General features: G+C 65.0%; 11 protein-coding genes. All 11 read left to right on the top strand.

Annotated features, from left to right (window positions below; genetic code table 11):
• Position 1: 1 nt before the first annotated feature.
• The 11 genes from HGB10_02935 to ubiE all read left to right on the top strand — a co-directional run bounded on the left by HGB10_02935 (position 2) and on the right by ubiE (position 13,737).
• Positions 2-1,015, top strand: a complete 1,014-nt coding sequence (locus HGB10_02935) for a GHMP kinase (protein ID NTU70762.1) — start codon at positions 2-4, stop codon at positions 1,013-1,015.
• A complete protein-coding gene (locus tag HGB10_02940) occupies positions 1,012-1,584 on the top strand; it encodes an SIS domain-containing protein (GenBank protein ID NTU70763.1) in 573 nt (190 codons plus the stop codon). Before HGB10_02935 ends, HGB10_02940 begins: the two co-directional genes overlap by 4 nt.
• Complete coding sequence (locus HGB10_02945) at positions 1,569-2,765, top strand: HAD-IIIA family hydrolase (protein ID NTU70764.1); 1,197 nt, start codon at positions 1,569-1,571, stop codon at positions 2,763-2,765. The genes HGB10_02940 and HGB10_02945 overlap by 16 nt, the downstream gene beginning before the upstream one ends.
• Positions 2,756-3,907 carry a glycosyltransferase gene (locus HGB10_02950; GenBank protein NTU70765.1) on the top strand — a complete coding sequence of 384 codons (1,152 nt, stop codon included), beginning with the start codon at positions 2,756-2,758 and terminating at the stop codon, positions 3,905-3,907. The genes HGB10_02945 and HGB10_02950 overlap by 10 nt, the downstream gene beginning before the upstream one ends.
• Positions 3,908-5,281 carry a sugar transferase gene (locus HGB10_02955; protein NTU70766.1) on the top strand — a complete coding sequence of 458 codons (1,374 nt, stop codon included), beginning with the start codon at positions 3,908-3,910 and terminating at the stop codon, positions 5,279-5,281. It abuts the gene before it with no gap.
• 12 nt (positions 5,282-5,293) lie between these two features.
• Positions 5,294-7,432, top strand: coding sequence for a hypothetical protein (locus HGB10_02960; protein NTU70767.1), 2,139 nt, complete (start codon positions 5,294-5,296; stop codon positions 7,430-7,432).
• Positions 7,433-7,440: 8 nt separating this feature from the next.
• A complete protein-coding gene (locus HGB10_02965; GenBank protein ID NTU70768.1) occupies positions 7,441-8,145 on the top strand; it encodes a tetratricopeptide repeat protein in 705 nt (234 codons plus the stop codon).
• Between the two features lie 124 nt (positions 8,146-8,269).
• The gene (locus tag HGB10_02970) at positions 8,270-9,733 is read left to right on the top strand and encodes a hypothetical protein (protein NTU70769.1); all 1,464 of its coding nucleotides are present in this window, start codon (positions 8,270-8,272) and stop codon (positions 9,731-9,733) included.
• Positions 9,734-9,748: 15 nt separating this feature from the next.
• Complete coding sequence (locus HGB10_02975; protein NTU70770.1) at positions 9,749-10,993, top strand: hypothetical protein; 1,245 nt, start codon at positions 9,749-9,751, stop codon at positions 10,991-10,993.
• Between the two features lie 198 nt (positions 10,994-11,191).
• The gene (locus tag HGB10_02980; GenBank protein ID NTU70771.1) at positions 11,192-13,006 is read left to right on the top strand and encodes a TIGR04190 family B12-binding domain/radical SAM domain protein; all 1,815 of its coding nucleotides are present in this window, start codon (positions 11,192-11,194) and stop codon (positions 13,004-13,006) included.
• An 8-nt stretch (positions 13,007-13,014) separates the two neighbouring features.
• Complete coding sequence (gene ubiE / locus HGB10_02985) at positions 13,015-13,737, top strand: bifunctional demethylmenaquinone methyltransferase/2-methoxy-6-polyprenyl-1,4-benzoquinol methylase UbiE (GenBank protein ID NTU70772.1); 723 nt, start codon at positions 13,015-13,017, stop codon at positions 13,735-13,737.
• Positions 13,738-14,084: the final 347 nt, after the last annotated feature.

The raw sequence follows: 14,084 nt of genomic DNA on the forward strand, positions 1-14,084 counted from the left end.
GATCCGCGCACGGGCTCCGCTCCGCATCAGCTTTGGTGGCGGCGGCTCGGACGTGTCGCCCTACTGCGACGAGTTCGGCGGCGCGGTCCTCTCGGCGGCGATCGATCGCTACGCGTACGCATCCGTGCGTGCGGGCGGCGACGCGATCCGCGTGTGCAGCATCGACTACGACGTCTCGGTCACCTACGACATCGACGAGCAGTTCGTCTACGACGGACAGCTCGACCTCGCCAAGGCGGTGATCGACGAGTTCCGCACCAATCACGGCCTGACCGGCGGCCTCGAGATCCACCTGCACAACGACGCACCTCCGGGCAGCGGCCTCGGGTCGTCGTCGGGCATCACCATCGCGCTCATCACCGCGCTTGCAGCGCACACCGGTGTGTCGATGGACACCTACGCGCTCGCCGAGCTGGCGTATCGTATCGAGCGCGTGGACGTGGGGATCGTGGGCGGTCGGCAGGACCAGTACGCCTGCGCGTTCGGCGGCGTGAACTACATCGAGTTCGAACCCAACGGTGGGCGCACTGTCGTCACCCCGCTTCGCATCAGCAAGGACACCCTCTACGAGCTCGAGTACTCGCTCGTCTTCGCGCACGTAGGCGGCAGCCACGCAGGTGCGGGCATCCTCGACCGCCAGGTCGCCGCCATCCGCGAGCAGTCGGCCGACGCGCTCGCTGCGACCCACAAGGTCAAGGAGCTCGCCGCAGCGATGAAGCGCGAGCTCGTGCTCGGCAACCTCGCCACGATCGGCGGGCTGCTCGACGAGGCGTGGGAGAGCAAGCGCCGTATGGCCGAGGGCATCAGCAACGAGCGGCTCGACGCGCTCTACGCCGCAGCGAAGGACGCCGGCGCGCTCGGAGGCAAGATCTCCGGTGCGGGCGGCGGCGGCTTCATGTTCTTCATCACCGACCCCGAGCGCCGTTTCGCGGTGCAAGAGGCGGTCGCCGCGCACGGCGGCGAGCTGGTCATGCTCAGTTTCGTGGCAGAAGGAGCAACGTCGTGGAAGAGCTGACGGGGCGTATCCGATCCGAGATCGCCGAGCACCTCTCGGCGGCTGGCAAGCTCGAGGCGATCGCGCCGGCGATAGCGGCTGCGGCCGACGCGCTGGTCGCGTCTGCCGCAAATGGCGGGACGTTGCTCGTGTGCGGCAACGGCGGCTCGGCCGCCGACGCGCAGCACATCGCTGCCGAGTACACCGGCCGCTACCTGCTCGACCGCGATCCACTGCCCGCCATCGCGCTGCACACAAACACCTCCGCGCTGACGGCCGTGGGTAACGACTACGGCTTCGACGCGGTGTTCGAGCGGCAGGTGCGCGCATTCGGCAAGCCGGGCGACGCGTTCCTCGGGCTGTCGACATCCGGCGGCTCGGCGAACGTGGTGGCCGCGGCGCGCGTCGCGCGCGAACTCGGCATCGCGACCGTTGCGCTGGTAGGCGAGGCGGGCGGGCCGCTTGCCGACATCTGCGACGTCGCGATCTGCGCACCGTCGGGCTCGACCCCGCGCATCCAGGAGCTGCACATCGTCATCGCTCACATCCTGTGCGGCATCGTCGAGGAGCGGGTGTGCGCGAAGCCGTGATCCTCGCAGGCGGGCTCGCGTCCCGCCTCGGCGACATCGCCGCGACCGTCCCCAAGTCGCTTCTGCCGGCCGCGGGTCGGCCGTTCATCGATCACCTCGCGTGGAACCTGCGCCGCCACGGCATCGAGCGCATCGTCGTGGCTGCTGGGCGTCTCGGCGAGCAGCTGGCCGAGCACGTCGGCGACGGCTCGGCGTGGGGTGTGTCGGCCAAGGTCGTCGTCGAGCCCGAGCCGCTCGGCACCGGCGGCGCGGCTGCGCTGGCCGCTCGCGAGCTTGAAGGCGACGAGTTCCTGCTGCTCAACGGCGACACGCTGCTCGACCTCAACTACCTCGATCTTGCGCTGGCGCGTCGCGCGGCCGGCGTTCCGCTGGCGATGGCGTTGCGCGAAGTCGCCGACACCGCGCGCTACGGTGCGGTCACGCTTGCGGCTGACGGTCGAGTCTCAGCCTTCGCCGAGAAGGACCGCGAGGGCGCCGGACTCATCAACGGCGGTGTCTACGCGATGACTCGCGACGTGTTCGCCGGTCGCGATGGTGCATTCTCGCTTGAGCGCGACGTGGTGCCCACGCTCGTCGAGCAGGGCGCGGTCGCGGGTGCGGTCTATCCCGGGGCGTTCGTCGATATCGGCGTCCCTGATGCGTACGCGTCCGCCAACGCCGAAGTCGCCGCATGGCGGGACAAGCCGCTCGTGCTGCTCGACCGGGACGGCGTGCTCAACGTCGACCACGGCTGGGTCCACACGCCGGCCGAGTGGGAGTGGGTTCCCGGGGCCATCGCCGGCGTCAAGGCGATCAACGACGCCGGCGCGCTTGCGGTCGTCGTCACCAACCAGGCGGGGATCGCGCGCGGCCTCTACACCGAGGCCGAGTATCTCGCCTTCGAGCGCTGGATCGCCGATCGCCTCGCCGAGCACGGCGCGCATCTCGACGCCGTCTATCACTGCCCGCACCATCCCGAGCTCGGCGCGACCGAACTCACACGAGAGTGCGACTGCCGCAAGCCGGCGCCGGGCATGCTGCTCGACGCGATGCGCGACTTCGGCGCCGACCCAGCGCGCGCGGTCTTCATCGGCGATACGGACGGCGACATGGCCGCCGCCGCAGCTGCCGGCATCGCCGGAGTGCGCTACGTGGGCGGCGACGTGGCGACGGTCGTTCGCGAGGTGCTCCCGTGCGCATAGTCCACGTCAACAAGTACTTCTTCCCACCGCACCTTGGCGGTGTCGAGCAGAGCCTCAACCTACTCACGACCAGTCTCGCAGCGGCGGGACACGAGGTGCGAGCGATCGTCGCGAATGAGGGCTCAGACACCGTGGGCGAGACAATCGGCGGGGTGCAGGTGCTACGCCTCGGCCGCTCGGCGGCGTTCGCGTCCACGCCGATCGCGCTGGGGATGTCGCGCGCGATCCTCTCGGCGACGACCGGTGAGCGCCCGGCCGACGTGCTGCATTTCCACTTCCCCTACCCGTGGGGCGACGCCGCGTGGCTTGCCGCGGGCGCGAAGGGCCCGGCCGTGATGACGTATCACGCCGATATCGTGCGCCAGAAGAACATCCTCAAGGCCTACGCGCCCCTGCTGCGCCGGGTGCTCGCGCGCGTCGATCGCATCATCGTGGGCGCACCGCAGATCGCCGAGAACAGCCCGTTCGTGTCGCCGCATCTCGACAAGGTGCGCGTCGTGCCGTTCGCAATCGACCCCGCCCGCTTCGCCGATGAAGCTGCGATCTCATCCCGCGCCGCCGAGATCATCGCCACGCTCCGCGGACCGACGGTGCTGTTCGTCGGCCGTCTCGTCTACTACAAGGGCGTCGAGGTGCTGGTGCGTGCGATGGACGCCGTGCGCGGCGACCTTGTCATTATCGGGACCGGCCCGCTTGAGGGCCGCTTGCGCGAGATCGCTACTGCGCTCGGCATCACCGACCGCATCCGCTTCATCGAGCGCGTCGACGACGTCGATCTCGCTGCGTGGTACCGCGCCGCTGACGTCTTCTGCCTGCCCTCCACCGAGCCCAGCGAGGCCTATGGCCTCGTGCAGCTCGAGGCGCATCTCTCGGGCACGCCTGTCGTCTCCACCGACCTGCCGACCGGCGTGCCGTTCGTCAACGCCGATGGGGTGACGGGAATCGTGGTGCCGGTGGGCGACTCGGTTCGCCTCGGCGAAGCGCTCAACCGGCTGCTCGACGACTTGGACCTGCGCGAGCGATTCGGCACTCAGGCCTTGCGCCGCGCCAACACCGACTTCACGCTGGATGGGATGGTCGCCAAGACGCTCATGGTGTATGACGAGGCCATCAGTTCGCATGCCGAGCGGGGAGGGCCGTAGGTGTCGCGCAACAGATTCATAGCGCTCTCGGTGCTGCTGGACGCCGTTCTCATCAACGTCGGCTACCTGCTCGCGTTCCTCGTTCGTTTCGGTGGCCGCCTGCCGGCGTTCAACTTCGACGCCTACCTGCTGATTGCCCCGCTCATCACGATCGTCTATCTCGGAGCGGCATGGGCCTACGGCCTGTACGACCCGGAGCGCACCGACACCACCTGGTCGGTCGTGCGAAGTGCTGGTGCCGCAGTCACTCTCGGCAGCATCCTCACCGCCGCCATCGCGTTCTTCGGTGGCCCCGCGACCGCGTCCTTCGCGCGCTGGACGATTCTGCTCGCGTTCGCACTCGAGTTCGTGCTGCTTGTAGGGTGGCGGCTGGTGTTCCTGCGCGTTGGGACCGTGCGCTGGCCCGAGCAGCGGGTCCTCATCGTGGGCGTGGGCGACACGTCGGTTGAGCTCGCCGACGAGCTCGTGCGCCGCGCGAAGTGGGGCTGGCGCGTCACCGGACTCATCGAGCCGGACGCAAATGCTTCGCTGCCTGCGGGCGCTCTGGTCGGCGGTTACCCGGTGCTCGGGCGCGCCGATGACCTCGCTCGCATCGCGCACGATACCAGCGCGAACCGCGTCATCGTTGTGAGTCCGGTCGCATTGCGTGAGCTGGTCGAATCACTCGTGCTCGCCGATGACGTACGCGTCCGCGTCGATGTGGTGCCCGAGCTCTATGAGATCTTCATCGGCACGGTCGACGCCATCGTTGGCGACGTCCCGCTCATGCAGATCACCAGCTCGTCGGTGCCGGGCTACTACGCAGCTGCCAAGCGCGTGCTCGACCTCATCGGGGCCACGCTGCTTCTGATAGTCACGGCTCCGCTCCTGCTGCTGGCAGCGCTCGCGATCGTGCTGACCGACGGGCTGCCGATCACCTACTCCCAGGTCCGCTCGGGCAAGAACCTCAAGCCGTTCTCGGTTCACAAGCTCCGCACCATGATCAACGACGCCGAGCACGAGTCGGGTGCAGTTCTCGCCGAGGAAGACGACCCGCGTGTGACCTCCGTCGGCCGCGTCTTGCGGCGGTCTCGAATCGACGAGCTCCCGCAGCTGTTCAACATCCTCAAGGGCGAGATGAGCTTCATCGGACCGAGGCCGGAGCGACCGGTATTCGTCGAGCAGTACTGCACGGAGATACCAGGCTATCGCGAGCGGTTCAGGATCAAGCCTGGTGTGACCGGGCTGGCTCAGGTCAGCGGTGGTTACGCCACAACACCTGAACGGAAACTGAAGTACGACCTCATCTATATGTATCATCAGAACCTGGCGATGGACGCCCAGATCGTCGCGGAGACCCTCAGAGTCGTTCTGACGGGCCGCGGCGCACGATAAGGAGCACACTGGATGGCGAAGGACAGCAAGCGGGCATCGGGTAAGTCGTCGGCGCCGAAGATCGCGCCGATCACGCCCGAGGAGACCATGAGCACTGCCAGGAAGGTGGCCTGGTGGTCGCTGCTGGCGATGATCTTCATCGTGCCGATCGCGATGAGCAACCTGACCTGGCTGGGCATACAGCTTCCGCTGACCTACGACCAGTTCGACATCTTCAAGGTCTTCTTCCAGCGCGTTCTCGGGTTCATCGCCCTCGCTGCCTGGGGCTGGGACGTCTTGGTTCGTGGCGGCAAGATCCGTCACTCTCCGGTCGACTGGCTGATCCTCGCGATGCTCGTGTGGATCACGCTCTCCACGATCACCTCGATCTCGCCCGCGACCGCCTTCTTCGGCAAGTACCGCCGATTCGAGGGCCTCGCGTCATTCATCAACTACGCGGTCATCTACTTCCTCGTTCTCCAGTTCGCGGATCGACCATCGCGGGTGCGCACGCTCGCCAAGTCCCTGTTCTGGTCGAGCTTCATCGTCGCAGGCTATGGCGTCCTGCAGTTTCTTGGCGCCGATCCGGTCAAGTGGGGCCAGCTGCCCTTCGAGCCCAACCGCGCCTTCGCCACCTACGGAAACCCCGACCTGCTCGGCGGGTTCCTCATGTTCTCGCTGCCTATCGCACTCGGCCTCGTTCTGTCCGAGGACAAGCTCTCGATGCGGCTCGTCTACTGGCTCGGCTTCGCCATCAATGTGTGGTGCTGGATCGTGGCCTTCACGCGTGGAGCGTGGATCGGCGGGCTTGTGGCGATCCCGCTCGTGATCTTCATCGCCTTCCGACACAAGCCGAGGTTCTTCAAGGTCGACTGGGTGCCTGTGGGCGCCATCGGTGCGCTGGCCGCGGTGATCGTCGGCCGCAGTCTCTCCAACCCGAGCGACGTCATGAACGTCGCGGCGCGCCTCAAGTCCATCCCGCAGTTCAACGCCGGCAGCGGGAAGACCAGAACCGAGATCTGGCAGGCCGCCATCGCGGCGATTCAGGACCGGCCGGTCTTCGGCTTTGGGGCCGATACATTCCGGCTGGTCTTTCCCAAGTACAAGCCCCTTCAGTACGTCACTGACGCCGGCTATCGATCCGTTGCAGACAACGTGCACAACTATCCGCTGCAGCTCGCCGCTGGAATCGGCATCGTCGGGCTCGTGCTGGTCTACGGGGTACTTGCATGGACCGCAGTCCGGTCCGCGCCGCTCGTCTTCGGTCGTTCCGAGGATCATCGCCGCATTCTGTTCGGATCGTTTTGGGCAGCGTGCGCCGGCTACATTGTGCAGCTCATGTTCGGGCTGTCGGTCACCGGCAACTCGTTTCTGCTCTGGGCGGCCCTCGGCGTACTGCTCGCACCTTCGGTTTCAGTACGCGAGTTCAAGGCGCCCTCGTGGGGGATGGCTGTTGCGGTCGTGGGCGTGATCCTCGCCGGGCTGGGTATCGGCAATCAAATCGTCTTCATGCAGGCCGACCGGGCGTATCTGATGGCCATGATCGGTACACAGGGTCAGGCCCGCGTCGATGCGGCCCAGACCGCGGCGCGCCTCAATCCGTTCAACGACATGTACAAGGCGGAGATCGGTGTTGCGCACCGCGACATGATCATCGAGTATCTCAACGCGGCCCAGACGGCGCAGACGAACGGCCAGGATCCAACGCCTCAGCTCACCAAGGCGTTTGAGACGTATCAGCTCGCCGTCCAAGCGCTTCAGGATACGATCGACTTCGTGCCGTGGGAGTACGACAACTACGTCTTCCTCACCAGCGTGCACAACATCGCAGGTCAGACGCTCAACCCCAAGTACTACGAGGACGCGATCACGGTCGGCCTCATGGGTGTCGAGGTCGAGGAGTTCGGCCCTGCCCTGCGCATGGAGTTGTCTCGCGCTTACGACGGCGCTAAGCAGCTCGACAAAGCGATCGAGCAGGCGAAGATCGCTGCCGAGATGGACCCCGCATACATCGATGCCTGGATCTTCTTGTCGTCACTGTACGAGAGCAAGGATGATCCGGCGGCGGCTATCGACGTTCTCAAGCGGGCCCAAGTCAGAGCGCCGGACAACGCCTCGATCCAGAGCGCCCTCGACAGGCTTGAAGCGAGCGCAACTCCGAAGCCGAAGTAGGCGCGGCCGTGTCGGAGTTCGGGTCAGGCGGCGACGAGCATCCGGCGACGGGTGTCGCACAGGATATCCACGAGCATTCGCGTGTGCGGCTCAAGCCGGTCGCGTCTTGGGTTGGCGCGCTGGTGCTGCTCGGACTGCTGGTGGGCGCAGGCGTGCTCGGCTACGTGCTTCACGGCGTCATCAACAGCGCTCAGGAACGTCGGCTCGCCGAAGCGAGTGCAGTGAGCTCTTGGCGAGCCAAGGTCGTCGCGAATCCGGATGACCTGCCTTCGCGGCTTGGCCTGGCCGATGCGCTCCTCGAGGCCGGGGACTTCTCGGCGGCACTCGCCGAGTACGACGGCGTGCTTTCCGAATCGCCGCGCGACGTCGCCGCGCTGTACGGGCGTGGCTCGGCGCTGCTCAAGCTTGGCCGCGCCACCGATGCTGAGTCGGCGCTCTGGGAAGTGCTCGACCAAGACCTCGGTCACGTGCGCGCGGCGCGTGAACTCGGCGAATACTACGCGTCGAAGAAGCAGTATCGATCGCTCGTGAAGGCGGTGCGTCCTGCGGTCACACTGCATCCGACCGAGGCTCGCCTGCAATACCTCATGGGCATGGCGTACGAAGAGTGGGGCAGACCTGACTGGGCTGCTGCGCGCTATCAGTTGGCGCTCGACTCGGTTCCCGACATGCCGGAGGCGCTCGAAGGCCTCAGGCGAACCGCCGGAAAGTAGCCTTATCACCTCGCTCAGGCTAGTTCAGGGAAGCGCCTCTGCCGTGCTAGACTGAGCCTGCCAGCAGGATGCGCCGAGCCAGACCTGTCTACCTGCCTGTTAGCTCGTGCGCTGAGGAGGTTCCTTGTCGGACCCGGAGGTCGTGGGCGGCGAAGTCGAGCCCACATCCGAAATGCCCCTCTCCCCGGAAGAGGATGAGGAGAAGCAAGAGCGTCGCGGCGGGTCGTGGTATGGCCTGATCGCGCTGATTTTGCTGCTCGTCCTGCTTCTGTGCTGCGCCACGACCACAGCCGATGTGCTGATCACCCGCGGTCCTCAGCAAGCCAGCTTCGTTGCTCGCAATCTCGAGTGCCTGCAGTGCCATACCGAGAAGATCCCCGACCTCTCCCGCACGAGCGTTCATTCGCCGTTCCTGCAGAGGGATTGCACCGTCTGTCACACCAAGCATGGCGCTCAGGTGTCTTCGACCGTGCGCCAGGGGGCATCGCGTCAGGTCACGAGGTATCGCGCTATCGTCCAATGGCTGCCGCTGCGTTGGTGGTTCGGTGCGGTCAGCGCGCTGACCGGTGGAACGCGCGTGGATTCGACGACCACCGAAGGCGGTGTGGTGTCGAAGTCGACCCGCAACCTCGAAGGGCAGCCGTCTTCGCTTGTCATGCCGCCCGAGAAGATCTGCTACATGTGCCATGGAGACATGGGCATTTTGCTCGATGACACCTATACCCACGTGCCATTCATGCAAGGGCGCTGTACCGAGTGTCATGACCCTCATGCCTCCGACTATCGGGCTTTGCTCACTCAGGCACCGAACAAGATCTGCTTCACGTGTCACCCGATCGGCCAGGAGATCAACCGGATGCAGGCCCACCCGCCGGCGAAGCAGGGGTGGTGCACCGACTGTCACAACCCGCATGCATCCAACTTCAAGGGCATCCTCGTTTCCAAGCAACGTGACCTGTGCTTCAGCTGTCACCCGTCGGTCGCCTCGATGTCGGACCTCCCGACCCAGCACCAGCCGTTCTACAACGACAACTGCACGGGATGCCACGAACCACATGGATCCGATAGCTCACCACTGCTGGTCAAGCCGCAGCCGAACCTGTGCTACACGTGCCACCCACAGGTCGAAGGTGATTTCGGAAAGGCGAGTCATCATCCGATCGGACTGGACCTCACGTGCGGTACGTGTCACAACCCGCACGCGGCGCAGTATCCCAAGCTGCTCGCGGGGTCGGGGAATGCGGTCTGCTTGGAGTGCCACGGTGACAAAGAGTCCCAGTACGCCAACTCCGCACATGCGGATAGTGCGTGCGTGAGCTGCCACTCCGTGCACGGGTCTGCGTACGACCCGTTGCTCGTCGGCGTACAACCGGATCTCTGTCTGGACTGCCATCCGACAGCGGAGGGTTCGAACAAGCATCCCATCCGACCCAAGTACTACGACCTGCATGCGAAGAAGGGCCTCACGTGTACGTCGTCGTGCCATAATCCGCACGGCACGGAGTTCGAATTCATGATCAAGGACTACAACTTCTCGCAGGACGGCGTGTGCCTGCAGTGCCACAAGACCGTTGGCATCTACTACTAGTTTGAAGGGTTCGTGATGGCGCGCATCTCGTTTGATGGCTTCAGAGACCCGAGGCGCCGGCCTCGCTTTATCGTGTGGGCTGCGGTTGCGGTCGTCGTGATCATCGCCGTGATGATTCCGGTCCTCGGCGTCACCTCGACGCGGTGGTTCTGCTCCGAGGGTTGTCACAAGGTCCAGGACGACACCATCACCGCCTACCGGCACTCGCCGCACTCCGAGATCAGCTGCATGGCGTGCCACATGCCGGTTAACGCCAACCCCGTCATCTTCGTGCTCCACAAGGCCGAGGCTCTCGGCGAGTTGTACATGACCGTGACCAACAAGTTCGAGCTCCCGCTCAACGGCGAGAGCGAAGTCGCGCTCACGATGAAGTCAAAGCAGTGCACGCAGTGCCACGACGAGACCAAGCGCAAAGTCACGCCCAGTGAGGGCATCAAGATCGATCACGCCAAGCACGCCGAGAACAACGTCGATTGCACCCTGTGTCACAACCGGACGGCGCACGTCGAGGACTTCGATCTCACGCTGTCCCACCCGGTCACCAAGGTGGCCAATACCAAGCACGAGAACTTCATGGAGATGACGGCGTGTTTCCGCTGCCACAGCCAGGACTCAGCGACCGACAAGAAGCCCAGCGGCGCCTGCACCGCGTGCCACACTCCCGGTTTCGAGCTCAAGCCGGCGAGCCATCTCGAGCCCGGCTTCTTCCCCAAGGGGCACGGCGAGCTCGGCGCTGAGGAAGAGAGCCGCACGCTCAGGGCATCCGGAGTCTCGTGGCTCAACGGTCCGTCCGAGACGGCGGACGGCGCGGCTGAAGCCGCCGAGGGTGAGAAGGCCGAGGGCGAGGCCGCTGAGGGCGGAGAGGCCGAGAGCGGCGGGCATGGCGAGGAGTCGCTCGGCGAGTCGTTGCCCAAGGTCGAGTCGATCAACGAGTGCTCGACGTGCCACGCCAAGAAGTTCTGCATCGACTGTCACGGCGGCGTGCCGATGCCGCACCCGGTCGACTTCAAGGACAAGCACGGCGAGCTTGGCAAGCAGGCTCCGAAGTCATGCGCCAAGTGTCACGGTGCCGGTGGCGAGGGCTGCAACTCGTGTCACCACGGCACGGAGCTCGACTACGAGTACGACGCTTCGAAGCCGTGGCGCACCCAGCATCCTCTGGCCGTTGGCAAGGTGGGTGCTGCCGGGTGTCTCGACGCGTGCCACAACCCGACGTACTGCTCCAACTGTCACGTCAACGGCGGAGTGCCGCCCAAGTAGGCCCGCCCATAGCGTCAACTTGAATCTCGTCTGCGACCCGGTACACCGCGTGCCGGGTCGCAGTGCGTAGGCAGGAATCTTAAGTTCTCTGTTGTATACTCGCGGGTGCGCGGCTGCGTTGGCCAAAGCTCGCGCGGGGGAACGGCAGGGGTGCCGTTCAGGGGTCGGCTGCAAACGTCGACCGAAAGGCCACAGCGAATGTCCCGTGTTGATCTCGTGCTGCTTCACGCCCCGAGTGTCTATGACTTTCGGGAGCGTTCGATCATGTTCGGGCCTGTCTCCGACATGGTTCCGTCCACGCCGATCTTCGAGATGTATCCGCTCGGCTTTACGACCATGGCTGAGTATATGGAGCGCCACGGCCTGCGCGTGCGCATCGTCAATCTCGCCGTCCTCATGCTCAACAAGCCGGACTTCGACGTAGAGGCGTATCTCGCGAAGATGGATCCGGTCGCGTTCGGCATCGACCTGCACTGGCTGCCTCATTGCCACGGTTCGGTCGAAGTAGCGCGAGTGCTCAAGCGGCTCCACCCCGAGAAGCCCGTGATCTTCGGCGGCCTGTCCGCGAGCTACTACCACGACGAACTCATCACGTATGGCGCTGTCGACTACGTCGTTCGTGGCGACTCCACCGAAGAGCCGATGACTCGCCTGATGTGGGCGCTCAAACGCGGCGGAAGCGCACTCGACATCCCTAACGTCACGTGGAAGGATTCCACCGGCACGCCGGTGGTCAACGAACTGTCCTGGGTTCCCAGTGACATGAACTCGATCTCGCTGGACTACTCCTTCAACATGAAGTCGGTCATCCGCTATCGGGACATGATGGGTGTCGTCCCGTTCAAGGATTGGCTCAAGTACCCCGTCTGCGCATCGCTCACGTGCCGTGGGTGCACGCATGACTGTGTGACATGCGGGGGCTCGGCGACATCGTTTCGCGAGAACTTCGGTCGCGACAAGATCGCGTTTCGTGATCCGGCGCTTCTCGTCAAGGACATCGCGCACATCCAGAAGTACATCCCGGGTCCTATGTTCGTCCTGAACGACTTCCTTCAGGCGGGCCCTGATTACACACGTGACTTCGTAAAGGGTCTCAAGACCATCGACATGAAGAATCCGATCGGCTTCGAGTTCTTCAAGCCGCCCGCGGACGGCTTCTACGAGTTCCTCAACGAGAATCTCAACGACTACTCGGTGGAGATCTCGGTCGAGAGTCACGACGACGGCGTGCGCGCCGCGTTCGGCAAGAAGAGCTACACGATGCAGCAGGTCGAAGACACCGTGGTTGACGCGCTCAAGAACGGCTGCAGCCGCTTCGACCTGTACTTCATGACCGGCATCCCCTCGCAGACCGCCGAGTCCGTGCGCGAGACCACCGAGTACGTGCGGCACCTCTATGAGGTCGTGGGCCATGACAAGCGGCTTCTCTGCTTCACGAGCCCCATGGCGCCCTTCCTCGACCCGGGCTCGATCGCATTCGAGAACCCTGCCGAGCACGGCTACACGCTGCGCGCGAAGACGCTGGAGGAGCACCGCGAGCGCATGGTGCTTCCCTCGTGGAAGCACATCATGAACTACGAGAGCCATGCGATGAGCCCCGATGAGATGTGTGACGCGACCTACGATGCGGCGATCGGCATCAACCAGGTCAAGGCGGCCGCCGGCATCATCGACCCCGCTACCGCCACGCTCACCGAAGCGCGCATCGAGCAGGCTAGAGCCTCCATGGCTCGCATCGATGCCGTCATGGCCGGACCCATCACAAACCGCGAGCCTGGGATCAAGGCGCTCAAGCAGGAGTTTGACCGTCTGTCCCAGTCCACCGTCGCCGACAAGAGCGAGTTGAACTGGCCTCACGCCGCCACACTCAAGCACGTCGCCGCGTGCGCGGGTTTGTTCGTCACGGAGAATGTCGCTAATGTTCTCGGAGCCGGGCGGGGTGTGACACCGCCCGCAGTATCCGATCAGCACGCGCTGGTGGCACCACCGGCGTGTGAGCCGACGAAAGTGTGAGCCCCTCCATGCCGCAGACCGATCCCGCAGCCGGACACCCGACGTCCGAGCGCGTCAGCTCGATCTTCACGTCCATCGCCGACCGCTACGACACGTTCAACTCGATGGCGAGCATGGGGATCGATCGAGGGTGGCGTCGCGAACTCGTGCGCGCCGCACACCTCACCCCCAGTTCGCGCGTGTTGGATCTGGCTTCGGGAACCGGTGACGTCGCCTTCGCTGTAGCCAATCTCGGCCACCCCGCCGAGGTGGTCGCAACCGATTTCAACGCCGAGATGCTCGCGGTCGCAAAGGCCAAAGCCGAGCAGAATCCGCCGGCGGTACCGGTCTCGTTTTCGATCGCTGACGCACAGGCGCTTCCGTTCGATGACGCGACGTTTGACGTCGTCACGGTCGCGTTCGGGGTGCGCAACTTCCCGGACCGAGAGAAGAACTTCGCCGAAGTGCTCCGTGTGCTCAAGCCCTCAGGTCGCTACATCATTCTCGAGTTTTCGCGGCCCAATCTCGCGGTGTGGCGCGGCGTGTATCACCTGTATCTGCGTCACGCCATCCCCGCCATCGGCGGTGCGCTCACGGGCGACCGCGACGGATTCGTCTATCTCAACGATTCGATTCGGCAGTTCCCCGCTCAGGCCGAACTCGCCGCCGAGCTCAGACGGTCCGGTTTCACGACGATCAGCTGGAAAGACATGTCCGGCGGGATCGTCGCGCTCCATACTGCGGTCAAGTAGCACCGGGTCTGTCCCTCCGGCGATGCGACCGTCACGGGCGTCCTGCTCGAGCAGTCCTCGCCGGGGGCCGTCGGCGACTGGCCGCTTTGCGGCCGCGCCGCCTTCCCCGGCTGCGGAACTCGCATGGCACCCCTGCGGAGCGCATCGGCCTCGCCTCGCGCTCATCACCCCCATTCCTGCGGTAGAATCGCGGCAGTCCCTTATCGGAGGAAACCCCATGTTGCTCACGGCTCGCTACGTACTGCCTGTCGCGGCCCCGCACATCGAGAACGGAGCGGTGCTCGTTCGCGACGACAAGATTGTGGAGATCGGCGAACTCGGGCACCTCAAGGCGGCACATCCAGACG

The sequence above is a fragment of the Coriobacteriia bacterium genome, assembly GCA_013334745.1.
GTDB lineage: Bacteria > Actinomycetota > Coriobacteriia > Anaerosomatales > JAAXUF01 > JAAXWY01.

What these genes read in the sequence shown, in the direction of transcription:
- HGB10_02960 (NTU70767.1), top strand. Translation starts at nt 5,294, where the DNA reads ATGGCGAAGGACAGCAAGCGGGCATCGGGTAAGTCGTCGGCGCCGAAG.
- HGB10_02975 (NTU70770.1), top strand. Translation starts at nt 9,749, where the DNA reads ATGGCGCGCATCTCGTTTGATGGCTTCAGAGACCCGAGGCGCCGGCCT.
- HGB10_02980 (NTU70771.1), top strand. Translation starts at nt 11,192, where the DNA reads ATGTCCCGTGTTGATCTCGTGCTGCTTCACGCCCCGAGTGTCTATGAC.
- ubiE (NTU70772.1), top strand. Translation starts at nt 13,015, where the DNA reads ATGCCGCAGACCGATCCCGCAGCCGGACACCCGACGTCCGAGCGCGTC.